This is a genomic window from Streptomyces sp. NPDC107765, from assembly GCF_055657085.1.
In genome coordinates this window covers 75,241-96,056 of record NZ_JBVKBL010000014.1, presented here as the reverse complement: position 1 = coordinate 96,056, position 20,816 = coordinate 75,241, and the positions used below count along the sequence as shown (strand labels likewise).

Sequence of the window (20,816 nt, the reverse complement as noted above, 5' to 3'; positions counted from 1 at the left end):
TCCATGATGACAGTGACCACGGTAAGAGGGCTTCCCGATCGCCGCCCGGCCCGGCACCCTGGACAGCGCACCGCCCCCCGCCCTGCCCCCGTACCGCCCGCCGGGCCGCCGGACCACCGAAGAGAGACGATGCGCCACTCCTTGCCCAAGCCGCCCTCCTGGCTCCCCGTGGACGGCTACATCCTGGCGCTGGTCGGCACCGTCGCGCTGGCCGCACTGCTGCCCGCCCGCGGACCGGCCGCCACGGTCGCCGACGGCGCCTCCACGACCGCCGTCGCGCTGCTCTTCTTCCTCTACGGCGCCCGGCTCTCCACCCGCGAGGCGATGGCCGGCCTGCGCCACTGGCGGCTCCACCTGACCGTCCTGGCCTGCACCTTCGCCGTCTTCCCGGTGCTCGGCCTGGCCACCCGCGGGCTCGTCCCGTACGTCCTGCAGCCCGCCCTCCACACCGGGCTGCTGTTCCTGTGCCTGGTGCCCTCGACGGTCCAGTCGTCGATCGCCTTCACCTCCCTCGCCCGCGGCAACGTCGCGGCCGCGATCTGCGCCGGCTCCTTCTCCAGCCTCGTCGGCATCGTCGTCACCCCGCTGCTCGCCGGGCTGGTGCTGCCCGGCAGCGGCGGCGGGTTCTCGGCCGGCTTGCTGGTCCCGATCGTCTGCCAGCTGCTGCTCCCGTTCCTGGCCGGGCAATTCCTGCGCCGCTGGATCGGGCCGTTCCTCACCCGCCACAAGAAGGCCCTCGGCAAGGTGGACCGCGGCTCGATACTGCTCGTCGTCTACAGCGCCTTCAGCGCCGGGATGGTCCAGGGCATCTGGCACCAGGTCTCGCCGCTGCGGCTGCTGTGCCTGCTGGGCGTGGAGGCCGTACTGCTCGCGGTGATGCTGACCGGGACGTCGTACGGGGCGCGCCGGCTCGGCTTCGACCGCGCGGACCGCATCGCGATCACCTTCGCCGGGTCCAAGAAGAGCCTGGCGGCCGGGCTGCCGATGGCCAGCGTGCTGTTCGGTGCCCAGGCCGGCCTGGCGGTGCTGCCGCTGATGCTCTTCCACCAGATGCAGCTGATGGTGTGTGCCGTGCTGGCCCGGCGGTGGGGCGCGGACGCGGCGGCGGCACCGGAGCCGCGGCGGGAGGGCGACGATCCCGCCGCGGCGGCCGGCGGCGGGAGTTACCTGCCCGGGCCGCCCACCCGGTCCAACGACAGTCCCAGCACCAGCGGCGCGCTCACGGGGGCGTCGTCCGCGCGGACGCCGGACAGCTCCGCGTCGGTCAGCGCCCGGCGGTAGACCCGCACCTCGTCCAGCGCGCCGGTGAACTGCGCGCGGGCGTCCGGCTTCTGCCCGAGGTGGACGCCGAAGACCGAACCGCGGCTGACCGACCCCGGAACGTCGGGGACGACGGTGGTCTCGGTGCCGTCGACGGTGAGCAGCAGCCGGCCCCCGGTGCGGCGCAGCGCCAGATGGTGCCAGTCGCCGTCGTTGTAGGCGCCGTTGGTGACGGCCTGGGCGGTGGCGGCCGGCTCGGCGCCGTCGACCGCGGTGAGCCGGGCGACGATCCTGCCGTGCACCGGATCGCCCTCCAGCGCGACCTGCGGTGCCCTGGTGCCCACCCCGCCCATCCACAGCAGCGGCTGCTCCCCGGTCCTGGCCTCGTAACGGAACCACAGGCTGCAGGTGAAGTCCTGTGTGCCCAGCGGGAGGGAGGTGCGGAACGGGAGGCGTACGGCGTCGTCCTTGCCGTCGAAGTCGAGCGCCCCGCCGAACCGGCCGTCGGTGCGGCGCGGACCGCCGAGGACGAGCGCGGGCCGGGCGCCGGGGGCGGTGTCGCGGGTCGTGGGGTCGGGGCCGCGGCGCGGGCCGAGCCACTCCTCGGTGAAGCGGACGAAGCGGATCTCGTCCCGGGCGTCGGCCCGGCCGCCCTCGTACATCAGGCCGGTGACGTCGGGGGAGATGGCGACCAGGTCCGAGTAGCCGGACCAGTCGGTGGTGACCCGGGCGCCCCGGTCGGCGCCCTCCCAGGTGCGGCCCTCGTCCCAGGAGGAGCGGATGGTCATGGTCCGGCGGCGGTCGGGGTCGGCGGGCGCGGCGAAGAGGGTGCGGCTGCGGCCGCCGGCGGCGGACGAGTGCGGCAGGCGCAGCGCGGCGGCCTGCACCATCGGCGTGTAGAGGTCGGGGAGGGCGCGGAACGGGGCGGTGAAGGAGCCGCCGCCGTCGCGGCTGACCGCCCACGTCCGATGTCCCAGGTCGGTGCCGTCCTGTTCGCGGCCGTTGACGTAGATCGCACCGTCGGCGCGTTCCAGCAGCGTCATCTCCGAGGGCTTCTGGCGGAAGAGCCCGTTCGCGGCGATCGGCCAGGTGTCGAGCGCGCCGACCTTCCAGGTGTCCCCGTCGTCGTCGCTGTGGACCAGGGCGGCGTGGTTGGCGGTGACCCGATCGCCCGCGTAGCTCTCGGCGTTGATGCCGAAGACCAGCCGGCCCGCGTGCCGCCCGCGGGTGAGCTGGATGCCGTGCACCGGGCCGGTGGCGTACCAGGAATTCCACCGCGCGGGCCGGATGTCGGACGTCAGATCACGGGGCGCGGACCAGGTGTCCCCGTCGTCGTCGCTGTACTGGAGGTGCGGGGTGCGGTCACAGGGCACGTCGCAGCTGAGGCCGTCCGTCCGGCCCTTGTTGTACGTCTCGGCCAGCACGATGCGGCCGGTACGGCGGTCCACGACGGGCGCCGGGTTGCCGTGGGTGTCGCCGTCGCCGCGATTGACGACCTGGAGCGGACCCCAGGTGCGGCCGCCGTCGGTGGAGCGTTTGAGGACCAGGTCGATGTCGCCGGAGTCGCCGCAGTCGTGCCGCCGGCCCTCGGCGAAGGCGAGCAGGGTGCCGTGGGTGGACCTGACCACGGCCGGTATCCGGAAGCAGAAGTAGCCCTGTTCCCGGGCGGCCTTGAAGAGGACCTGCTGCTCGAAGCCGCCGGCCGGCGGTGCCGCCGCGGCGGCGCCGGACGCGCCCGGCGCCGCGTCGGGTGCCGCCTGGGCGGGGGAGTTCGGCAGGAGGGTGAGGGCTGCGGCGGTCACCGCGGAGAGCAGGAGGGCGGCGCGGCGGCGCCTGGATCTGCGACGGGGGCTGGGGTGTGCGCGGAGAACTGACGTCATGGTCCGGCCTGCCCTTCGAGGGATCGGCGGTCGGGTCATCAGGACATCCCACGTCCTATGTGCATCCCTGACGGAAGCTACTGCCGCGTGCGGACCGCGACAAGGAGGTGCGACGGTTCTCCGTGCCCCAACCGGAATTCACCCGCCCGGCCGCACCTGCCCCGCCCTCCCAAGCCGTATTTCTCCCGCCTTCCCAGCCCTGCGATGTCGCCGGCGGCCGGTGGCCGGTCGCCGGCGCTCACGGCCGCAGTACGACCTTGCCGAGGTTGGTCCGCCCCTCGATGATCTCGTGCGCCTTCGCGGCGTCCGCCAGCGGGAGTTCGGCATGGACCGCCACCCGCAGCCGCCCGGAACCGGCCAGTTCCCACAGCTGTTCGCGGTGGCGTTCGTACCGCTCCGGGTGGACGGCGGCGAACCGGCGCATGGTCAGCCCGATGACGGTCTTCGAACCGGCCAGCAGCTCGTACGCCGGGATGGTCCCGCCACCGGAGTTGAAGAAGACCAGCCGGCCGCCCTCGGCCACCGCGGCCAGTGCCCGCGGCAGCACCTCTCCGCCCACCCCGTCCAGCACCACGTCGACCGGCTCGCCCCAGGACTCCTGGTCGTACGTCACCACCTCGTCGGCGCCCAGGCCGTACAGGAACTCCGCCTTGGCGGCCGAGCTCACGGCGGCCACCACCCGCGGCACGCCCTGCAACTTGGCCAGTTGGACGGCGAGGTGCCCGGTGCCGCTGGCCGCGCCGGTGATCAGCACCGACTCGGCGCCCCGCGGGTCCCCGGTGCTGAGCGCGGCGAGCGCGACGTGCCCGCTGCGCACCAGCGCCACGGCGTCCACCGCGCTCGCCCCGTCCGGTATCCGGCTCGCCAGGAAGGCGGGCGCCAGGGCGAGTTCGGTGTACGAGCCGGTGAGGGTGAGCGAGGTGACGCGGTCGCCGACGGCGAAGCCGGTGACGTCCGGGCCGAGCGCGACGACCTCGCCGGCGATCTCCCCGCCGGGCATCGAAGGAAGCGGATCGCCGCCGCCCTTGCCGTCGCCGCGGACCCGCCGCACGGACGGCAGGGTGACGCCGATCGCCTCGGTGCGGACCAGGAGTTCACCGGGACCGGGCACCGGCGCCTCGGCCTCCTCGACGCGCAGGACCTCGGGACCGCCGTAGGAATGGAATCGGACTCGGCGCATGGGCCGGCACCTCCGGGAAGAGTCGGCCGACGAGTGCCGGCCGGTTTCATTGGGTGCCCCAACGATAACCACAAACCATTGGGTCTGCCAATGGTTTTTCGTTGGTGCTCCCCATGAAATTGGCTACGGTGGTCCCATGTCCAACGACGACACCCCCTACGCCCCCAGCCGTATCCGTGCCCTCCCCAGCTGGCTGCTGGGCCGCGCCGCGGCCCGCGGCCACCGACTGGTCGCCGAAGCCCTCGCCACCGAGGGCATGCGGATGATGCACCACGCCGTCCTGTCGGCGGTCGACGAGCTCGGCCCGGTCTCCCAGGCGGAGCTCGGCCGGACCGTCGGCATCGACCCCAAGGACATGGTCGCCCTCGTCAACGACCTGCAGAAGGACCAACTGGTCACCCGCACCCCCGACCCCAAGGACCGGCGCAAGAACGCCATCGAGATCTCCCCGGCCGGCAAACAGCGGCTCCGCCGCACCCAGCAGCTCGGCGACCAGGCCAACGCGGAACTCACCGCGGCCCTGACCCCCGACGAACGCGCCCAGCTGATCGCCCTGCTCACCCGGATCGCCGTGCCGGAACAGTGACCGGCCCGGACGGCCGCCCGGGAAGCGGTCCGCCGCCCGGCCTCAGCTCGTCGCGGCCGTCGCGGGCAGGGCGAGGCGGTGCTCACCCGCGTACACGTTCATCGACGCACCGCGCAGAAAGCCCACCAGGGTCAGACCCGTCTCCGCCGCCAGGTCCACGGCCAGCGACGACGGGGCCGAGACCGCGGCCAGGACCGGGATCCCCGCCATCACGGCCTTCTGCGCCAGCTCGAACGACGCCCGCCCCGAAACCAGCAGCACCGTCCGGGAGAGCGGCAGTTGCCCGTTCTGCAGGGCGCGGCCGATCAGCTTGTCGACGGCGTTGTGCCGCCCCACGTCCTCCCGTATGTCGAGCAGTTCGCCGTCCTCGGTGAACAGGGCCGCCGCATGGAGCCCCCCGGTCCGGTCGAAGACCCGCTGGGCCGCCCGCAACCGGTCCGGGAGGCCGGCCAGCAGTTCCGTCTCCAGCCGCAGCGGCGGGGTGTCATCGATCGGCCAGCGGGCCGTCGTACGCACCGCGTCGAGGCTCGCCTTGCCGCACAGCCCGCAGGACGAGGTCGTGTAGACGTTCCGCTCCAGGGTGATGTCGGGGACCGTCACGCCCGGCGCGGTCTTCACGTCCACCACGTTGTACGTATTCGCCCCGTCCGCCGTCGCACCGGCGCAGTACACGATGTTCTGCAGATCACCGGCGCCGCCCAGCACCCCCTCGCTGACCAGGAACCCCGCCGCCAGCGCGAAGTCGTCACCCGGGGTGCGCATGGTGATCGCCAGCGGCTTCCCGTTCAGCCGGATCTCCAGTGGTTCCTCGGCGACGAGCGTGTCCGGACGGGTGGAGACCGCCCCGTCCCGGATGCGGATGACCTTGCGTCGCTCCGTGACTCGTCCCATGTCGTCCTCAGTCCCGGTTCGGTATGTGCTGGTGGCCGAAGCGCTTCACGATCTCATTGTCCTGCACGTACGGACCGGCCTCGCATCCGAGGCCGCCGGGACGCCGCGGCGGACGCCGGCGGCGACTGCGACCGGCCACGGCCTATGTGGTCCGATCCGCGAGACCGCACCCGGCAGCCACCCCTCAGCCGGGTAATGTGCAGGTGATCACAGCGAAGTAGCGAGCGACGCACCGGAACGACACGGATGGCGAGAGGCACATGAGCGAAGGGACACCGGCGGCCGGCGAAGCGGCCACCGTCGCCGACCAGGCGGCCCGTGAGCAACTGCGCTATCTGCGCGGCAGCATCGACAACCTCGACGCCGCGCTGGTGCATCTGCTCGCCGAGCGCTTCAAGTGCACCCAGCAGGTCGGTGAACTCAAGGCCCGGCACAGCCTGCCGCCCGCCGACCCGGCCCGCGAGGCGGCACAGATCGAGCGCCTGCGCCGCCTGGCCGAGGACGCCCGGCTGGACCCGGCGTTCGCGGAGAAGTTCCTCAACTTCATCATCGACGAAGTGGTCCGCCACCATAAGGCCATCGCCAAACAGAACCACCGCTGAGCCTTGGCTTTCTTCCCACGTACCCGTCTGCGGCGCCGCGGGTCGTCTCGCCGTTGCGCTTGGCGGCGCCCCCGCACGTAGTTGTCTGTCCCGCCGCGGGGCTTGGCCGCCGTTGCGCCTGCGGCGGGCTGGGTTTGTGGTGGGTGCGGTGACGGGCCTCCGGGGCCTTGTTCGTGGACTGCTGGCGCTTTACGTCCACGAACAAGGCCCCTCCGGCCCGTCCCCTCCCGTTGGGGGGAAGGAAAAGGCCGGTGGGGGTGTACGCAATGCCCACGCGCGTGCAGGCAACGGACCAGGCCCGCCCCCACTCAGCTGAAACCCCCTCCAACGGGAGGGGCTGGACCGGAGGACGAAGTCTGGAGGGCCGGCACCGCACCCGAAAACACCACGCCCGCCGCCAGGCGCAACGGCGAGACGACCCGCGGCGGGACGGCCAGGTACGTGGGAGGCGCCGCCAAGCGCGCAACGGCGAGCGAGCCCCGCGGCGGGACAGACGGGTACGTGCGGGGCGCCGCAAAGCGCAACGGCGAGCAACCCCGACGGAGGGACAGACGGGTACGTGGGGGGAGAGCCAGGCGCAGCGCAAGGCACTCCGAAACCTTGATATGGTTGTCCACGTCGCCGCGGGAAACGCCCCGCGAAGATCACACCTAGTCCGGGTGGCGGAATGGCAGACGCGCTAGCTTGAGGTGCTAGTGCCCTTTATCGGGCGTGGGGGTTCAAGTCCCCCCTCGGACACCATATGAGGACCCCTGGAAACCCCTGGTTGACCAGGGGTTTTCTGCATGTCTGGGAGGTGTGGGAGGCATGCCGGGGGTGATCGCGGGAGATGTCGGAAATTATCCGAAAAACATGCTCCGGGGGTATTCCATCCCCTTTGGCCGGGAGTATCCTGAAGACCGGCCTACGGGGCGAGCGAGGGAGTCCGATTGGAGCGGACCTCGCAACGAGGATTTCGGTTCTCGCCGAGGACGTGAGTGAAGGTCGGGCTGAGAGGCTGAAAGGTCATGCGGACCGGACGGCGACCCCCAAGCACCTGATCCGGACAATGCCGGCGAAGGGAGCCCACCTCGTAGGTCTTTGATGTGCGCGCGGGGGGCCTGGCGCGGGGGTCGGTCATGTGGCGCGGATCAGGTCGGCGCATTTCTCGCCGATCATCATCGTGGTGATGCACGGGTTCACGGCCGGCAGGAACGGCATCACCGAGCCGTCGGCCACCCGCACACCGCTGACGCCCTTGACCCGCAGTTCCGGGTCGAGCGGGGCGGCCGGGTCGTCGGGGGCGCCCATGTGGACCGTGCAGGCGGGGTGGTAGACGGTGTTGTGGGTGGCACGGACGTAGTCCAGCAGTTCCTCGTCGGACCGGGCGGAGGGGCCCGGTGCGAGTTCCGGGCCGGCCCAGTCGGCCATCGGGGCCTGGGCGACGATCTCGCGGGCCAGCCGCAGGCCGTGGAGCATCACCCGGACGTCGTGCTCGTGGGTGAAGTAGCGCGGATCGACCCTCGGCTTGTCGCGGAAGTCCCGGGTGCGCAGGCGCACGGTGCCCAGGGAGCGGGCGCGGGTGACGTTCGGGGTGAGGCAGAAGGCGTTCTCCGAGGTGGGGTAGCCGCGGCGGTAGGTGTTCAGGTCGAACGGCACGGAGCCGTAGTGGAACATCAGGTCCGGGCGGTCCAGGCCCGGCTCGGTGTCGACGAAGATGCCGATCTCCCACCACTGCGTCGACGAGGTGACCATCGGCTGCTTGGCCTCCCACATGATCACGCCCTCCGGGTGGTCCTGGAGGTTCGCGCCGACACCGGGGGAGTCGAGCAGGACGTCCACGCCGACGTCGCGGAGGTGGTCGCCCGGGCCGATGCCGGAGAGCATCAGCAGCTTCGGGGTGTCGATGGCGCCGCAGGAGACGATGACCTCGCGGCGGGCGCGTACGCCGTGGGTGCGGATCAGGTCGGGAGCCAGGTAGTCCACGCCGGTGCAGCGCCGGTCCGGGTCGAAGGTCAGGCGCTTGGCCTGGAGCCCGGTGCGGACGTCCAGGTTGCGGCGGGTGCCCAGGACGGGGTGGAGGTAGGACACCGAGGACGAGGAACGGGTGCCGTCGGGGCGGCAGTTGATCTGGAACCAGTTGGCGCCGCGGACGACGGTCCGGCCGGTGTTGAAGGGGGTGGTGGGGATGCCGGACGCCGCGCACGCCTCCAGCAGGGCCACCCCGCAGGGGTCGTGCGGCGGGACGGTGCGCAGGGTGACCGGGCCGGTGCGGCCGTGGTGGTCGCCGGGTGCGTCATTGCTCTCCAGGCGGGTGAAGAGCGGGAAGGTGTCCCGGGAGTGCCAGCCCGTGCAGCCCAGCACGGCCCATTCGTCGAGGTCCTCGGCGGGCGCCCAGAAGGCGATGCAGGAATTGTGCGAGGAGCAGCCGCCGAGCACCTTGGCGCGGGCGTGCCGCATGAAGCTGTTGCCGTTCTCCTGCGGCTCGACCGGATAGTCCCAGTCGTAACCGGACTCCAGCAGGCCCATCCAGCGGTCCAGCCGCAGGATGTTGTCGTCGTCGACGTCGCTCGGGCCGGCCTCCAGCAGGCAGACGGTGACCGCGGGGTCCTCGCTGAGCCGGGCCGCCACGACCGCGCCGGCCGTGCCGCCACCGACCACGACGTAGTCGAACTCGTCCGCAGGGATCTCTTGGGACATCGGGCCGTCTCCAGTCAGGGGGTGGGGGAGGAGGGGGTGCCCGGGCCGCCCGGGCCGCCCGGCAGGGTGTCGTCGGGGAGCTCGGCGGCATGCATGGCCAGCACACCGGTCTTCTTGCGCTGGACGAACCAGTAGTAGGCGAAGCCGCCGAGCGCGACGACGCCGATGAACAGGAACGCGCCCCAGCGCAGGTACCAGTGCTGCGGGCCGGTCGCGTTGTAGACCGCGGCGCGCGGCCAGGCGAGGTTGAGGGACATGCCCGCGCCCCACAGCACCGCGAGGACGTTGACCGGCAGCCCGAACTTCCCCAGCGAGAACTTGCCCTTGAGCGGTGTCCAGTTGCCGCGCAGCCGCTGCACCAGCATCGGCAGCGTCACCGCCAGGTACGCCAGGTAGATCATGATGATCGCGATGCTGGTGATCACCGAGAAGATCTGCGGCTGGTTGACGTTGAGGAACAGGATGCCGACCGCCACCAGCCCGATGATGATCGCCGGCAGCACCGGAGTCTGGAACCGCGGGCTGACCTTGGCCAGCAGCGAGGAGGCCGGCAGGTTGTTGTCCCGGGCCATGGCGAACGCCAGCCGGATGCCCGCGGTGTGCACCGCCAGCTCGCACACCGTGATCGCGATGACCACGCACCACAGCACGATCTGCCCGATCGTCGAACCGAGGGTGGCCAGCACGACGTACTGGAGGCCGTCCACCGACAGCTCCTTGGCGTGCAGGTCCGGTACGGACAGCAGGGCGAAGAGCAGGATCAGCCCGCCGATCAGGAACGACGCGATCAGGGCCCGCAGGATCGCGCGCGGGGCGTTCCGGCCGGGGTCCTTGGACTCCTCACCGAGCGAGGAGGCGGTGTCGAAGCCGTACATGACGTACGCCGAGGCCAGGGACGCGGTGAGGAACGCGCCGAAGTAGCCGAGGGTCTCCCCGCTGCCCAGGCCGAAGGTGTCGGTGACCGCGCTCGGCCCGCGGGTGACGTGCGCGGCGAGCAGCAGCACCAGGACGACCGCGGCGATCAGCTCGATCGCCACGCCCGCGGAGTTGATCCGGGCCATCAGCTTCACGCCGAAGGCGTTGACCAGGGTGGTGAAGGCGACCAGGACGGTGCCGAGCAGGACGGCGTTGGCGGCCGCGGACTTCCCGGTGCCGTCGCCGATGAACTGGAACCAGGAGGAGATCTGCGGCAGCGTCACCTGATACGCCAGCGCCACCGCGGACAGCGACACCATCGAGGCGGTCAGCATCAGCCAGCCGCCGAGCCAGCCGATGTGCGGACCGCCCAGCTTCTTGGACCAGTTGTAGATCGAACCGGCCACCGGGTACCGGGCGGCCAGCTCGCAGAAGCACAGCGCCACCATCAGCTGGCCGGCGAACACCATCGGCCAGGACCACCAGTAGGCCGGGCCGCCGTGCGCGATACCGAAGTAGAACAGCTGGAAGGTGCCGGTCAGGATGGAGATGTAGCTGATCCCGGCGGCGAAGGTGTGGAAGTTGCCCAGCGTGCGCTTGAGTTCCGGCTTGTAGCCGAGTTCGGCGAGCGAGGCGTCGTCGTGCGCGTGCTCGTCCCCGTGCGCTTGATCGTTCCCGTGTGCTGGGCCGTTCCCGGGTTCCGGGCGGGGCGGGCCCGGCGCGGTCATTCGAACCACCTCTGCGGACGTGGCGCGGTATTGCGCCAGACGTGCTTGGCCTCCTGGTACTCCGCCAGCCCCGCCGGCCCCAGCTCCCGGCCCACACCGGACTGCTTCATCCCGCCCCACTCCGCCTGCGGCACGTACGGGTGGAAGTCGTTGATCCAGATCGTGCCGGCCCGCAGCCGTGCGGCGACCCGGTGCGCACGCTCGCCGTCCTGCGTCCACACCGCCCCGGCCAGGCCGTAGACCGTGTCGTTGGCGAGCGAGACCGCCTCGTCCTCGTCACGGAACCGCTCGACGGTCAGCACCGGCCCGAACGACTCGTCGCGGATCACCGACATGTCCGGCGTGCACTCGTCCAGCACCGTCGGCAGGTAGTAGTAGCCGTTCGCCAGCGACGGGTCGTCCGGCGCCGAGCCGCCGCAGAGCAGCACCGCGCCCTCGTCGAGCCCGGCCGCCACGTACGCCTCGACCTTGGCCCGGTGCTCGGCGGAGATCAGCGGGCCGGTGCGGGCGTGCTCGTCGAACGGCCCGCCCAGCCGGATCCGCTGGGCGCGCGAGACCAGCTCGTCCACGAACGCGTCGTGCAGCTCCTCCTGGACCAGCAGCCGGGCGCCCGCCGAGCAGACCTGTCCCGAGTGCAGGAAGACCGCCGTCAGGGCGTAGTCGACCGCGGTGTCGAAGTCCGCGTCCGCGAAGACGATGTTCGGGTTCTTCCCGCCCAGCTCCAGGGCGATCTTCTTCACCGTCGGCGCCGCCGCGGCCATGATCCGCCGCCCGGTGAGCAGTCCGCCGGTGAACGACACCATGTCCACCCGCGGGTCCTCGGTCAGCGGCGCGCCCACCACCGGGCCGGTGCCCAGCACCAGGTTGCCGGCACCCGCCGGCAACCCGGCCTCGTCCAGCAGCCGCATCAGGTGGACGGCGGTGTGCGGGGTGAGCTCGCTGGGCTTCAGCACGAAGGTGTTGCCGGCGGCCAGTGCGGGCGCGACCTTCCACGCGGTCTGCAGCAGCGGATAGTTCCACGGGGTGATCAGGGCGCACACCCCGACCGGCTCGTGCCGCACCGTGCTGTCGGTCTCCGCGATGCCGGTGTCCACCACCCGGTCGGTGCCGCCGGCCGCGGCGAGGTTGCCGAAGTAGCGGAAGCAGTTGGCGATGTCGTCCATGTCGTACTCGCTCTCCACCAGCCGCTTGCCGGTGTCCAGCGATTCCGCCCTGGCCAGCGCGTCCTTGTCGCGTCCCAGCAGCTCGGCGACGCGGAGCACCAGCCGGCCGCGTTCGGCCGCCGGTGTGCGCGGCCAGGGGCCGTCGTCGAAGGCGGTGCGGGCCGCGGTGACCGCGGCCGCGACGTCCTTCGGCCCGCCCTCGTCGACGGTCGCGACCAGCGTGCCGTCCGCCGGGCAGCGGATCTCCCGCACCTGCCCGTCGGCCGCTGCGGTCCACTGACCGCCGATGAACAGCTCCGGCATGGTGGTGCCTTTCGTTCTCCGGGCGCTCACGGGGCGGCAGCGCGGGGCACGGCGGACGGTCCGGGGGCGCCCGGCCACCGTCCGGCCCGCCGTGCGCCCCTCCGTGACGATCACTGCACCGAGCGTAAGACGGCCGCCGCGGGTCCGCACGGTACGAAGGTCCGGCGGGGACGGCGGGGGCCCGGGCGGGGCCGATGGGGTGACGGCGCGGGCGGACGGGAGAATGGGGCCATGTCCAGCGCGCAGCCAGCACCCGAGGAACGGCAGGCTCCGGACCCGTACGAGGAGGATCCACACGAGGCGGATCCGTACGCGAATGGGCCGTACGAGGCGGACCCGCACGAGGGGCCGCTGCTACCGGTTCCCGATGTCGCCGGGTATCTGTCGGGACGCTGGAGCATCGAGCGCACCGTGCACGACCTGCGGACCGGCACCGCAGGCCGCTTCCACGGCACCGCCGGCTTCCGGCCCGACCCGGCCGGCGGCGCGCTGCTGCACGTGGAGGAGGGGGAGCTGACCTGGGACGGCACGGCCTACCCGGCGAGCCGGACGCTCCGCCTCCGGCCCCGCCCCGACGGCAGCGCCGAGATCGACTTCGCCGACGGCCGGCCCTTCCACGACCTCGACCTCAGCACCGGCCACTGGACCGCCGTCCATCCCTGCGCCGAGGACCGCTACAAGGGGACCTTCACGGTCCGCTCGGCGGACGAGTGGCACCTGGAGTGGCGGGTCACCGGCCCGGCCAAGCGGCAGCTGCTGCGCACGCGGTACCGGCGGACGGTGGGCTGAGCGCGGCGGTCCCGGCGTATCCACCGCCCTTATCCTTCAGAGCAAGCAGCCGCCCCCCGTAGTTGCGTTACGGGGGACGGCTGTGGTTTCCGGCTGTCCGTCAGAGGCAGGCCTTCAGGTTGCCGGTGACGGTCACCCCGCCGCTGGTCGCGGTGTAGGAGGAGGCCAGCGTCTGCGTGACGCTGAGGGTGCCGGTGCAGGTGGCGTTACCGCTCGCGTCGGCCACGGCCGTGCACACCGTGCCGCCCAGTACGGAGAACGTCACCGTCGATCCGGGGGTGGCACCGCTCACGCTGAACGTGGCGTGGGCGAACGCCCAGGGCACCGGCGGGAAGTTCAGCAGGTAGCAGGCCGGCTTCGCCGTCAGGACGGGGAGTCCCACGCCGACGTTCACCGTCACGGTGCCGGAGACGCCGGTGCAGGTGCAGGGGCCCGAAGAGGAGATCACCGTGGCGGTGACCACGTTGGCGCCGGCCGGCAGCGCACTGGTGGTCACGCTGGCCTGTCCGGAGGCATTGGTGGTCCCGACCCCCAGGGCGCCGCTGGTGGTGGAGAAGAGCACCACCGCGCCGGGGACCGGGACCCCGTTGCAGGTGACGGTGGCGGTGACGGTGACGGGCCGGCCGGCGGTCGGGTTGGCGGGTGTCGAGGAGAGGGTGACCACGCAGTTGGTCGCCGGCTGGACGTTGACGGTTGCCGTGCCGGTGACGCCGACACAGGTGCAGGTGGTTTCGGCGGAGACCACGGTGGCGACGACGACATTGGCCCCGGCCGGCAGCGCGCTGCTGGTGACACTGGCCTGTCCGGAGGCATTGGTGGTGCCGGCGCCCAGCTGGATACTGCCGCCGCCGGAGGTGAAGGTGACGACCGCGCCGGGGACCGCGACTCCGTTGCAGGTGACGGTGGCGGTGACGGTGACGGGCTGGCCGGCGGTCGGGTTGGCGGGGGTGGAGGAGAGGGTGACCACGCAGTTGGTCGCCGCCTGGACGTTCACTGTCGCGGTGCCGGTGACGCCGACACAGGTGCAGGTGGTGTTGGCGGAGACCACGGTGGCGACGACGACGTTGGCCCCGGTCGGCAGCGCGCTGCTGGTCACGCTGGCTTGTCCGGAGGCATTGGTGGTGCCGGCGCCCAGCTGGATACTGCCGCCGCCGGAGGTGAAGGTGACGACCGCGCCGGGGACCGCGACTCCGTTGCAGGTGACGGTGGCGGTGACGGTGACGGGCTGGCCGGCGGTCGGGTTGGCGGGGGTGGAGGAGAGGGTGACCACGCAGTTGGTCGCCGCCTGGACGTTCACCGTCGCGGTGCCGGTGACGCCGACACAGGTGCAGGTGGTGTTGGCGGAGACCACGGTGGCGGTCACCACGTTGGCGCCGGCCGGCAGCGCGCTGCTGGTCACGCTGGCCTGACCCGAGGCATCGGTGGTGGCAACCCCCAGTGCGACGCCGCCGTTCGAGGTGAAGACCACCGAAGCGCCGGGGACCGGGACTCCGTTGCAGGTGACGGTGGCGGTGACGGTGACGGGCTGGCCGGCGGTCGGGTTGGCGGGCGTGGACGACACCGTGACCACACAGTTGGATGTGGTCACGGTGAGCGTCGCCACGCTCGTTCCACTTGTCGTGCCGGTGGCGACCACCAGTCCCGACGTCGTCGCGGTGAACGACACGGTCGCGTTGCCGTTGGCGTCGGCGACCACCGTCTGCGCCGGTTGCGCGTCGTACGTGATGGTGAGCGTGTCGCCCGGGTTGGCACCGCTGATGGTGGCCGTGAAGGTCTGGCCCGCCGCGACGGTCGACGGGGTCAAGGTGATGATGAGCGCCATGTTTGGACAGCCCCTTTCGAAGGCTCCGCTGGGGAGGTGGGGCCGTCGCGCGGCACAGTCAGAACCCTGTGCCGATCGCGTTCTCCTGCCGGGGGTGCCCTGAAGAAGCACAGCGGACTGCATCGTGCAGGCAGCCGTCCGTGGTCCCCGCCAGGGGATGGGCACCCACCGTCGGTATCACTCATTGAAGCGACCGGCCGCACGCAGGACCACGGACGGGGCACGAAGCAACCCGATTGGCGGAGCGTGCGTCGGCGTGTCCGTGACGACGGCAGGTGCTGGATGGGGTAAAGGGGCCAGGTATCTCGCTCGACCGGCCGGGGGCCTCGCTCGTCACGGACCCGTGTCACGAGCCCGGTCGGTGACCACTGGGAGGAAGCTCAGTGGGCCCTGTAGCGGGTGGCGAGTGCGTGGAACGCTTGCTTCGGTTCCCAGGGCATGTCGGGGTAGGCGCGCTGGTCGGCGGGATAACCGCTGTCCTCCCCCAGGACTTTGACGATGCCGTAGGAGGCGAGGTCCTCGTCCGGTCCGGAGGTCCGGTGGGGTGTGCTGAAACCGGCGAAGCTGAACCAGAAGACGGAATCGACACCCTCCTCCTCGAAGACGGTCATGAGATCGTCGAGGTAGCGGACCTGCTCGCCCTCGTCGCGCACCAGGCCGGGTTTGAGGGTGACGCCGTCGGCCTCCCGCGCCATGTACCAGCCGGCGCCGCCGTGCTCTCCGGCTCCCCGGTAGGTGCAGCAGCCGGCCTCCATGATGGCGACGGGCTTGCCGTGGCCGCACTCCTTGCGCAGGTCGGTGCGGTAGGTGGCCGCGTTGCGCAGGCTACGGAAGGCGTCCAGGCCGACGACGTCGAACGGGGCCCAGTCCACGCCGTCCAGCGGGCAGGAGGCGTAGCTCACGCGGCCGCCGAAGAGGGGCCGCACGGCGTCGACGACCTCCCCCAGGAAGGCGTTGACCTTGTCGGGGATGCCCTGGAGCGCGGCTTCGCGGCCGGGGCCCGCCAGGACCGGAATGCGCTCCTTCAGTGTGTCCCCGGGCAGATAGCCGCGGGCGAACACGCTGAGTTCGCAGCCGGTGACGAAGACGACCTCGGCGCCGTCGCGCCGCAGTCGCTCCGCCCGCTCGGCGCAGTCGGTGAACAGCGGCAGCATCTCGGCGTTCGACAGCTCGCAGGGAAACGGCGAGAACCAGACCTCCAGGCCCGCCTCCGCCGCGTACCGCGCCGTCGTCTCGATGCGGTCCGGATCGCCCCCGGTGATACGGACAGCGGTGCAGTGCAGGTCCTCCGCGACGACACGCATGTCCCGTTCGACGTCCCGAACGTCGAAGACGGGGCGTGACGTGTCGCCGTTGGGAAAGGTGCCGGTGTCGTAATGGATGCCCTTGCCGCGCAACATGACGCATGCCTCCGGTGGGGTGACTGTGTTTGCCGTACGGAGTCATCGTCCAAGCTGCCGCTGCGTCAGCTTCAAGGCCGCACCGCGGCCGGCCCGTTGCCGCGCTGAGGAGCCGGCCGAGGCGGTCGGGGCAGCTAAGCGCCTGCTGGTTCCCGCCCAGTTACCGGCAGAAGTTCTGAACGCGTTCAGTCGTGCGGCTTGACCGCCCGCAGTGCGTACAGCAGCGGAATGAATGGTTCCGACGGCGGCAGCCGCCACCAGCCGTTCTCGGCCGGCACCATGGCGTCGAACCGCTTCCAGGGCAGCAGCTCGGTCTCCCGCACCAGTTCGACGGCCAGACCGGCACCGGTCACGGCCGTGATCACCTCGCCGATACCGTGCCGCCATTCGTAACTCGTGGTGGCGCCGCGCACCGGCGGCCCGTCGGTGTAGGTGTGCGGCGTATCGCTCCGGAGGGCGCCGCGGCCGCCCAGGTAGTCGTGGCGCAGCCGGAGGTCCTGCCGTTCCGGGTCCGGCGTCGGACCGAGGGCGTCCAGCAGCGGGTGGAACTCCACCAGGTAGAACGCGCCGCCGGGCCGGAGCAGGGCGCTGATGATCCCCGCCCACGTGGCGAGGTCCGGCAGATAGCACAGCGCGCCCTTGCCGGTGTAGACCACGTCGAAACGGCGGCCGCCCAGCGCGGACACCGCGTCGTGCACGTCCGCCCGCACGAACTCCATGTCCCGGCCCGCCTCATCGGCCAGCCGCCGGGCCTCCCGCACCGCCGCGGCCGAGAAGTCCAGGCCCACGGTGCGCGCCGCGCCCCGGTCGGCGAACGCGGCCGTCTCGGTGCCCAGATGACACTGCAGATGCAGCACCTCCCGCCCGGCGAGCTCCCCCAGATCCGCCCACTCGAACGGCGCGAACCAGTGCTCGGCGGTCCGCGAACCGTCCAGCCCGTAGAACTCGCTGGCCACATGGACCGGCGTCCGGGCGTCCCAGTTGGCCTGGTTCGCGCGGATCATCTCCTCGACGCCGGGAGCCGGGCGCTGCCTCGCCGGCCGGGGCGGTATCGGCCCCCCGTCCCCCTGCTCACTGCTGTCCCCGGATGCATTCGTCGCGACGGTCATCCCTCCCTTCTACCGGCCACGCGGAAGGGCCACCAGAAGGGACGGCCGGAACCGTACGGTGGCCGGCGAGGAGGGCCACCCGCCCCGCGGTGAGCGCCGCCGGCCGCGGCGCCCGGCGGGCGAGCGCGTCGTCCGCGGTGGTCACGACGCAGCAGACCCGCCGCTCGCCCCACAGCCGTACGAACAGCTCCACCAGCTCGGCGTGCTCCCGGGCGTCCAGACCGGCGGTCGGCCCGTCCGCCCGCCAGCAGCACCGACGGCCGCTTCACCAGCGCCCGCGCCAGCACCACCCGCCGCCCGCACCGCGTCGGTCAACTCGGCCGGAAACGCACGGAGTTGACCGCCGAGACCGTCCGGTGTGACCGGGCGATGAGCGGCGGGTGGGAGCGTGAGGAGAATCGGCGCCGCGGCGGGGGTCCGCTCCCGGAACCGGGCACCCCTGACGAGACGTAAGAACCCTTGCCACTCACCTGCAACAGCCGCCACTCATAGGTATGTTGGACCGCGCGGCGTGGTCGTTCCGACACGGAACGGCGCCATTGCCCCGCCATTGTCGCGCCATGGCCACGCCATGGCCGAGGGCTGTCGAAGCGACGGGAATGTGTCGAATGAGCCAAGAACCAGCACCGCAGTCCAGCACCGTCGACGTCACCGTCCCGAGCGTCGCGCGGATGTACGACTACTACCTCGGCGGCAAGGACAACTACGCGGTCGACCGCGAGGCCTGCGAACAGCTCAGCAAGGTCGTGCCGAGCACCCAGGTGCTGGCCCTCAACAACCGCCGCTTCCTGCAGCGCGTGGTGCGCTGGCTGGCCACCGAACACGGCATCCGGCAGTTCGTCGACCACGGCTCCGGCCTGCCGACCCAGGACAACGTCCACCAGGTCGCCCAGCGCGTCGACCCGGAGGCCCGGGTGGTGTACGTCGACAACGACCCCATCGTGCTGGCGCACGGCCGGGCCCTGCTGGAGGAGAACGCCAACACCGCGGTGATCCAGGCCGACATGCGGGACACCGACGGCATCTTCGACAGCCCGGAGGTGACGCGGCTGATCGACTTCAGCCGGCCGGTCGCCGCGCTGTTCGTCTCCGTGCTCCACTGCATCCCGGACTCCGACGACCCGGGCGGGCTGATCAAGCGGGTCGCCGACCGGCTGGCCCCGGGCAGCTTCCTGGTGGTGTGCCAGTTGGTCAGCGAGGACGCGGCGACCCGTGACTTCGTCACGAACTTCATGGCCGAGCAGACCCACGGCCAGTGGGGACGGGTGCGGCAGGCGCACGAACTTGCCGGATTCCTGGACGGGTTGGAGATCCTGGAGCCCGGACTGGTGGAGGTCTCGACCTGGAAGCCGGACACGGACCTCGGCCCCAAGCAGCTGACCCTGGAGTGGATCGAGTACGGCGGGGTCGCCCGCAAGATCTGATGTACCGGCCCGGACGGCGACGAGCGGCAAGGCGCCCACCGGGGCACCCCGCCGCTCGTCGCCGGATCAGACCTGTGTGAGAGGTGTCAGATCTCCTTGAGCATCCGCTCCAGCATCGCCAGCGACTCGCGCGGCGATTCCGACTGGGCGCTGAGCCGGTCCATCACCGCCAGGTAGTGGTCGACGTCATCGCGTTTGTCCAGATACAGCGCACTGGTCAGCTGCTCCAGATAGACGATGTCCGGCAGATCCGGCTCCAGGAAGCGCAGGATCGTGATCGGACCACCGGCCGCCGCCAGACCGCCGAGGCTGAACGGCGCGATCTGCAAAGTGACGTTCAGCAGCTCGGACATCTTCAGCAGATGTCTCAGCTGGCCCGCCATCACCTCCCGGCCGCCCAGCGGACGGCGCAGCGCGGCCTCGTCGAGCACCGCCCACACCCGCGGCGCATCCGGCAGGGTCAGCAACTCCTGCCGCTGCACGCGCAGCAGCACCCGCCGCTCGATCTCCTCGGGCGTCGACCGCGGATGGCCGAGCTGCGCCACCGCGCGGGCGTAGTCCGCGGTCTGCAACAGGCCCGGCACGAACTGCACTTCGTAGGTGCGGATCACCGACGCGGCCTCTTCCAGGCCGAGATGGGTCTCGAACCAGCCGGGCAGCACATCGCCGTACTGGTGCCACCAGCCCGGACTGCTGGTCCGGCGGGCCAGTTTGAGGAAGTCGTCACGGACCGCGTCGTCCGTGACGCCGTAGAGCGTCAGCAGATCGGCGACGTCCCGCTCCTTGCAGCTGACCCGGCCGAGCTCCAGGCGGCTGATCTTCGCATGGGAGCCGCGGATGGCGTCCCCGGCGGCCTCCCGGGTGACGCCGGCCGCCTCGCGCAGCCGGCGCAACTGCGTGCCCAGCACGATCCGCAGGACCGTCGGGCCGCCCCGCGGGTGGTCGAGATACCGGCGCAGGGACGGACCGCTGCTCGGCTGCGCCTCACTCATGCTGACTCCCTGACTCCCTGACTCCCCTGAGTGGTCGGGCGAACGCCCAGTGTCCCATCGCGCCAAGTGTTCGTACAGTCAGGGCGACTATCCGAACCGCATATGCGCCAATCTCCGCGGCATATGCCGCCGGTGCGTCAGACGAGGTCGTCGAAGTCGCCGTCCTTGGCGCCCTGGACGAAGGCCGCCATCTCGTCGCGGGTGTAGATCAGCGCCGGCCCGGAGGCGAACCGGGAGTTGCGCACGGCCACCCCGCCGTCCGAAAGAACGGCCAGCTCAACGCAGTTGCCGCTGGGGTTGCTGCGGCGGCTCTTGCGCCACACGGCGCCCTCGATGCGGGTCGCCTGCATGCCGTTGGTCACCGACTCCATCAGATCTGCTCCCTTGCTGGAGGACATCCCTCCGACCGATCCCGAGCCCGCGATCACGTTGGCGTGAACGAGCCCCTGAGCGGCCGTCCTTACCGATGTAATTGCAGATGCACTTGCACCGAGCGACGGCTGCCGAGGATATTAGCTCTCCAAGGCAGTCCGGCCCAGCCCCGAAATCGCCCTCGCGGAGATCTTGATGACCGCTCATCCGGTAGAGACCGTGCACGACGCCCTTCCAGAGGAAGCGTTCGAGGAGAGCTGGTGGATGCCCGCCCCCGACGGTTTCGCCGCCTGCGCCCTCAGCAGCTGCCCGCAGACCGTGGCGGAGGCCCGCCGCTTCACCCGTACGACCCTCAGCGGCTGGCAACTGGCCGCGGACGTGACCGAGAACGCGGCGCTGGTCGTCACCGAACTCGTCAGCAACGCACTGCGCCACGGCATCCGGGAGGCGGAGCCGGCCGCGGTGCCGGTCGCCCCCGGGCTCTCCGTGGTCCCCGCGCCGGTCTGCCCGGCCTGGCTCGCCCTGACCCGGCAGGAGACCGCCGTGCTGTGCGCCGTCTCGGACGCCGGCACCGACGCACCCGTCGTACGGACCGCCGACCCGCTGGCGGAATCCGGCCGCGGGCTGCACCTCGTCGACCGGCTGAGCGACGCCTGGGGCTGGACCCCGCCGGACCCCTCGGGCAAGACGGTGTGGGCCACGGTGTCGCTGCGCGGCTGAG

The 20,816-nt window shown here is 71.6% G+C and carries 17 protein-coding genes and 1 tRNA gene; 7 read left to right on the top strand and 11 right to left on the bottom strand.

Annotated elements, in window-relative coordinates; translation table 11 throughout:
• Positions 1 to 129: 129 nt before the first annotated feature.
• Positions 130 to 1,281, top strand: a complete 1,152-nt coding sequence (locus ACZ7MX_RS29640; protein WP_472136417.1) for a bile acid:sodium symporter family protein — start codon at positions 130 to 132, stop codon at positions 1,279 to 1,281.
• Here ACZ7MX_RS29640 and ACZ7MX_RS29635 read toward each other — a convergent pair.
• Positions 1,164 to 3,140: an exo-alpha-sialidase gene (locus ACZ7MX_RS29635; protein ID WP_472136415.1), complete on the bottom strand. Its 1,977-nt coding sequence runs from the start codon at positions 3,138 to 3,140 to the stop codon at positions 1,164 to 1,166. The genes ACZ7MX_RS29640 and ACZ7MX_RS29635 overlap by 118 nt on opposite strands.
• A gap of 238 nt (positions 3,141 to 3,378) precedes the next feature.
• The gene (locus ACZ7MX_RS29630) at positions 3,379 to 4,320 is read right to left on the bottom strand and encodes a quinone oxidoreductase family protein (protein ID WP_472136413.1); all 942 of its coding nucleotides are present in this window, start codon (positions 4,318 to 4,320) and stop codon (positions 3,379 to 3,381) included.
• 136 nt (positions 4,321 to 4,456) lie between these two features.
• Between ACZ7MX_RS29630 and ACZ7MX_RS29625 the strand changes: the two genes are divergently transcribed.
• The gene (locus ACZ7MX_RS29625) at positions 4,457 to 4,906 is read left to right on the top strand and encodes a MarR family winged helix-turn-helix transcriptional regulator (protein WP_472136411.1); all 450 of its coding nucleotides are present in this window, start codon (positions 4,457 to 4,459) and stop codon (positions 4,904 to 4,906) included.
• A 42-nt stretch (positions 4,907 to 4,948) separates the two neighbouring features.
• Here ACZ7MX_RS29625 and fdhD read toward each other — a convergent pair whose 3' ends face one another.
• The gene (fdhD, locus tag ACZ7MX_RS29620) at positions 4,949 to 5,797 is read right to left on the bottom strand and encodes a formate dehydrogenase accessory sulfurtransferase FdhD (RefSeq protein WP_472136410.1); all 849 of its coding nucleotides are present in this window, start codon (positions 5,795 to 5,797) and stop codon (positions 4,949 to 4,951) included.
• Positions 5,798 to 6,057: 260 nt separating this feature from the next.
• Between fdhD and ACZ7MX_RS29615 the strand changes: the two genes are divergently transcribed.
• Positions 6,058 to 6,399, top strand: coding sequence for a chorismate mutase (locus ACZ7MX_RS29615; protein WP_472136408.1), 342 nt, complete (start codon positions 6,058 to 6,060; stop codon positions 6,397 to 6,399).
• 653 nt (positions 6,400 to 7,052) lie between these two features.
• Positions 7,053 to 7,140 (top strand) — tRNA-Leu (locus ACZ7MX_RS29610).
• A gap of 375 nt (positions 7,141 to 7,515) precedes the next feature.
• Here ACZ7MX_RS29610 and ACZ7MX_RS29605 read toward each other — a convergent pair.
• The 3 genes from ACZ7MX_RS29605 to ACZ7MX_RS29595 are packed head-to-tail and all read right to left on the bottom strand — an operon-like array spanning position 7,516 to position 12,187.
• Positions 7,516 to 9,078, bottom strand: coding sequence for a GMC family oxidoreductase (locus ACZ7MX_RS29605; RefSeq protein ID WP_472136407.1), 1,563 nt, complete (start codon positions 9,076 to 9,078; stop codon positions 7,516 to 7,518).
• A gap of 14 nt (positions 9,079 to 9,092) precedes the next feature.
• Positions 9,093 to 10,721 (bottom strand): APC family permease, encoded by a 1,629-nt coding sequence (locus ACZ7MX_RS29600; protein ID WP_472136405.1) that lies wholly within the window; start codon positions 10,719 to 10,721, stop codon positions 9,093 to 9,095.
• Positions 10,718 to 12,187, bottom strand: a complete 1,470-nt coding sequence (locus ACZ7MX_RS29595; protein WP_472136403.1) for an aldehyde dehydrogenase family protein — start codon at positions 12,185 to 12,187, stop codon at positions 10,718 to 10,720. Before ACZ7MX_RS29595 ends, ACZ7MX_RS29600 begins: the two co-directional genes overlap by 4 nt.
• A gap of 231 nt (positions 12,188 to 12,418) precedes the next feature.
• Between ACZ7MX_RS29595 and ACZ7MX_RS29590 the strand changes: the two genes are divergently transcribed.
• The gene (locus ACZ7MX_RS29590) at positions 12,419 to 12,976 is read left to right on the top strand and encodes a DUF6314 family protein (protein WP_472136401.1); all 558 of its coding nucleotides are present in this window, start codon (positions 12,419 to 12,421) and stop codon (positions 12,974 to 12,976) included.
• A 100-nt stretch (positions 12,977 to 13,076) separates the two neighbouring features.
• Here the strand turns inward: ACZ7MX_RS29590 and ACZ7MX_RS29585 are convergent, their stop codons facing one another.
• From ACZ7MX_RS29585 to ACZ7MX_RS29575, 3 genes are all read right to left on the bottom strand, one after another.
• On the bottom strand, positions 13,077 to 14,798 hold the full coding sequence (locus ACZ7MX_RS29585) for a beta strand repeat-containing protein (RefSeq protein ID WP_472136399.1): 1,722 nt from the start codon (positions 14,796 to 14,798) through the stop codon (positions 13,077 to 13,079).
• Positions 14,799 to 15,178: 380 nt separating this feature from the next.
• Positions 15,179 to 16,198, bottom strand: coding sequence for a hypothetical protein (locus ACZ7MX_RS29580; protein ID WP_472136398.1), 1,020 nt, complete (start codon positions 16,196 to 16,198; stop codon positions 15,179 to 15,181).
• A gap of 185 nt (positions 16,199 to 16,383) precedes the next feature.
• Positions 16,384 to 17,202, bottom strand: coding sequence for a class I SAM-dependent methyltransferase (locus tag ACZ7MX_RS29575; RefSeq protein ID WP_472136396.1), 819 nt, complete (start codon positions 17,200 to 17,202; stop codon positions 16,384 to 16,386).
• Positions 17,203 to 17,915: 713 nt separating this feature from the next.
• Between ACZ7MX_RS29575 and ACZ7MX_RS29570 the strand changes: the two genes are divergently transcribed.
• A complete protein-coding gene (locus ACZ7MX_RS29570) occupies positions 17,916 to 18,731 on the top strand; it encodes an SAM-dependent methyltransferase (RefSeq protein ID WP_472136394.1) in 816 nt (271 codons plus the stop codon).
• Positions 18,732 to 18,817: 86 nt separating this feature from the next.
• On the opposite strand, the gene ACZ7MX_RS29565 is transcribed toward ACZ7MX_RS29570, so the two are convergent.
• Both ACZ7MX_RS29565 and ACZ7MX_RS29560 read right to left on the bottom strand, forming a co-directional pair.
• Complete coding sequence (locus tag ACZ7MX_RS29565; RefSeq protein WP_472136392.1) at positions 18,818 to 19,723, bottom strand: helix-turn-helix domain-containing protein; 906 nt, start codon at positions 19,721 to 19,723, stop codon at positions 18,818 to 18,820.
• Positions 19,724 to 19,860: 137 nt separating this feature from the next.
• Positions 19,861 to 20,094 carry a DUF397 domain-containing protein gene (locus ACZ7MX_RS29560; RefSeq protein WP_472136658.1) on the bottom strand — a complete coding sequence of 78 codons (234 nt, stop codon included), beginning with the start codon at positions 20,092 to 20,094 and terminating at the stop codon, positions 19,861 to 19,863.
• A 196-nt stretch (positions 20,095 to 20,290) separates the two neighbouring features.
• Between ACZ7MX_RS29560 and ACZ7MX_RS29555 the strand changes: the two genes are divergently transcribed.
• Positions 20,291 to 20,815, top strand: coding sequence for an ATP-binding protein (locus ACZ7MX_RS29555; protein ID WP_472136390.1), 525 nt, complete (start codon positions 20,291 to 20,293; stop codon positions 20,813 to 20,815).
• Position 20,816: the final 1 nt, after the last annotated feature.

What these genes read in the sequence shown, in the direction of transcription:
- ACZ7MX_RS29570 (WP_472136394.1), top strand. Translation starts at nt 17,916, where the DNA reads ATGAGCCAAGAACCAGCACCGCAGTCCAGCACCGTCGACGTCACCGTC.
- ACZ7MX_RS29595 (WP_472136403.1), bottom strand. Translation starts at nt 12,187, where the DNA reads ATGCCGGAGCTGTTCATCGGCGGTCAGTGGACCGCAGCGGCCGACGGG.
- ACZ7MX_RS29590 (WP_472136401.1), top strand. Translation starts at nt 12,419, where the DNA reads ATGTCCAGCGCGCAGCCAGCACCCGAGGAACGGCAGGCTCCGGACCCG.
- ACZ7MX_RS29640 (WP_472136417.1), top strand. Translation starts at nt 130, where the DNA reads ATGCGCCACTCCTTGCCCAAGCCGCCCTCCTGGCTCCCCGTGGACGGC.
- ACZ7MX_RS29585 (WP_472136399.1), bottom strand. Translation starts at nt 14,798, where the DNA reads ATGGCGCTCATCATCACCTTGACCCCGTCGACCGTCGCGGCGGGCCAG.
- ACZ7MX_RS29565 (WP_472136392.1), bottom strand. Translation starts at nt 19,723, where the DNA reads ATGAGTGAGGCGCAGCCGAGCAGCGGTCCGTCCCTGCGCCGGTATCTC.
- ACZ7MX_RS29555 (WP_472136390.1), top strand. Translation starts at nt 20,291, where the DNA reads ATGACCGCTCATCCGGTAGAGACCGTGCACGACGCCCTTCCAGAGGAA.
- ACZ7MX_RS29625 (WP_472136411.1), top strand. Translation starts at nt 4,457, where the DNA reads ATGTCCAACGACGACACCCCCTACGCCCCCAGCCGTATCCGTGCCCTC.
- ACZ7MX_RS29605 (WP_472136407.1), bottom strand. Translation starts at nt 9,078, where the DNA reads ATGTCCCAAGAGATCCCTGCGGACGAGTTCGACTACGTCGTGGTCGGT.
- ACZ7MX_RS29600 (WP_472136405.1), bottom strand. Translation starts at nt 10,721, where the DNA reads ATGACCGCGCCGGGCCCGCCCCGCCCGGAACCCGGGAACGGCCCAGCA.
- ACZ7MX_RS29630 (WP_472136413.1), bottom strand. Translation starts at nt 4,320, where the DNA reads ATGCGCCGAGTCCGATTCCATTCCTACGGCGGTCCCGAGGTCCTGCGC.
- ACZ7MX_RS29575 (WP_472136396.1), bottom strand. Translation starts at nt 17,202, where the DNA reads ATGATCCGCGCGAACCAGGCCAACTGGGACGCCCGGACGCCGGTCCAT.
- fdhD (WP_472136410.1), bottom strand. Translation starts at nt 5,797, where the DNA reads ATGGGACGAGTCACGGAGCGACGCAAGGTCATCCGCATCCGGGACGGG.
- ACZ7MX_RS29635 (WP_472136415.1), bottom strand. Translation starts at nt 3,140, where the DNA reads ATGACGTCAGTTCTCCGCGCACACCCCAGCCCCCGTCGCAGATCCAGG.
- ACZ7MX_RS29560 (WP_472136658.1), bottom strand. Translation starts at nt 20,094, where the DNA reads ATGGAGTCGGTGACCAACGGCATGCAGGCGACCCGCATCGAGGGCGCC.
- ACZ7MX_RS29615 (WP_472136408.1), top strand. Translation starts at nt 6,058, where the DNA reads ATGAGCGAAGGGACACCGGCGGCCGGCGAAGCGGCCACCGTCGCCGAC.
- ACZ7MX_RS29580 (WP_472136398.1), bottom strand. Translation starts at nt 16,198, where the DNA reads ATGTTGCGCGGCAAGGGCATCCATTACGACACCGGCACCTTTCCCAAC.